2 protein-coding genes are annotated in these 1,540 nt (G+C 66.6%); both read right to left on the minus strand.

Going from position 1 to position 1,540, the window contains the following annotated elements:
• On the minus strand, nucleotides 1–805 hold an 805-nt coding region (locus C0481_RS21785), incomplete at its 3' end, for a hypothetical protein (protein WP_293407839.1).
• 477 nt (nucleotides 806–1,282) lie between these two features.
• Nucleotides 1,283–1,540: hypothetical protein (locus C0481_RS21790; protein ID WP_293407840.1), on the minus strand; the 258-nt coding region annotated here is incomplete at its 5' end.

Raw genomic sequence — 1,540 nt, forward strand, 5'->3', positions numbered from 1 at the left:
CTGGCGCTGGTTGGGTCTGCGGATAGGCGATGTGCAGGCCGTCGACCACGGCGGTGAGTCCGTCGCTGGCCTGCTTGGTCACCGAAGCCACGGCGTCCTTCGCGGGCTGGGCCCACTGGCCCAGGACCTCATACGGTGCTGCGGCCTGCTCGGCGGTCCAGCCACCCGAGATCGGCGGGATACCGGCGATGTTCGTCGAGAAGTTCACATCGCCATCGGTGTTAACGGTGTAGTCCACCGCCGGAAGCCCGGCACCCGATGCTGTGGGTGCGTCAAGGACCAGGTCGTACTGGTTGGCTTCCGGGTTCGGCAGTGGTGCAGGGGCCGGGTCGGGCGCGGATGGCTTGTCCCACGGCGCTGTGGGGTTGGTGTTGGCGTCGCCTGCGCCTAGGAGCCAACCAGCTATTCCGAATCCGAGGGCGGCGACGGTGAATGCAGCTGTTCCGCTGGCGACGCCTGCCGCAGCGGCGGCGCCGAGTCCTGCGGCGGCGCCGAGTCCGACGCCGGCGAGAGTGTTGAGCGGCGGCGGTGGGATGGGAACAGTGGTCCCGATGAGGCCGCCGATGAGTGCCCCCGCTGGCACTGCGAGCAGTGCGGTGGTCAGAAAGACGGTGCCGCCGACGGCGACAGCGACGATCGCGCCGCCGGTGACTCCGGCGAATACTGCTGCAGCGGCGCGGCGGGCCGCCTCGTCTTTGGTGAAGCCGATCGATTCGAAATGGCGGGCGATCTCGGCTTCGGTCCACCCTGTGTATTCGTTGATCGTGACAGCCCATGGTTCGGGCACGACACCGCGGTCCCACACCTGGTTTCCTAGGCGGATTTGTTCGACGGGCACGTATTTCGGTGCCACCGGTGGTGTGGGTCGTGGCTCGTGGAGTGGACCTTGAGGTAGCGGGGTGTACGGGGTCTCCGCCGAAGGGCCGGAGGGTTCGGTCCAGATCACCGGGTCCGCGCCCGTGCTGGGCGGTGATGGGAGGGCGCCTTGTGGATACTCCGGGGCTGGGGCTGGGGCTGGGGCCGATTCGGGAGCGGGAGCCGGGGTTTCGGGTACGTCGGTCACGCCGCCCTGTCCGGGGTCGGGGGTGGGTTCTTCGGTGGTGACTCCTCCTTGTTCGGGTTCGTCGGCGAATGCTGGGCCGGCGAATGCTGGGCTCATCGCCATGACGGCGATGATGCTGGCCGCCATGACTTTTCCGCGTGTATGTCGATCGGTCGTGCGGCGGTTTGGTGGGGTGTGCAGTGACATTGTGTGCTTCCTTTTCGGTGGGTGTCGGGCGGTTTAGGAGGTGGCGTCGGGGTCTTTGACGATGGAATTGATGAAGGTGCGACCGTTTGCGTCGATGGTTTGAATGAGTTGGTGGTAGGTGATGGGCTCACCTCCTCGTGGGAGTAGCTCGGTGAGTTCGACTGCCCAGAGGCCGTTGCCACGGTCAGTGATCTTCACGCAGTGCAGGGTGTCGGGGTCGAGTCGGTCGATGAAGGCCTGCATCTGGTCGGCCCGGTTGGGTTTGCCGAGCGGGGCCACGAGTTCTCGTGC

The organism is Phenylobacterium sp. (assembly GCF_013822795.1).
In the GTDB taxonomy this organism is placed as follows: Bacteria; Pseudomonadota; Alphaproteobacteria; order Caulobacterales; family Caulobacteraceae; genus Phenylobacterium.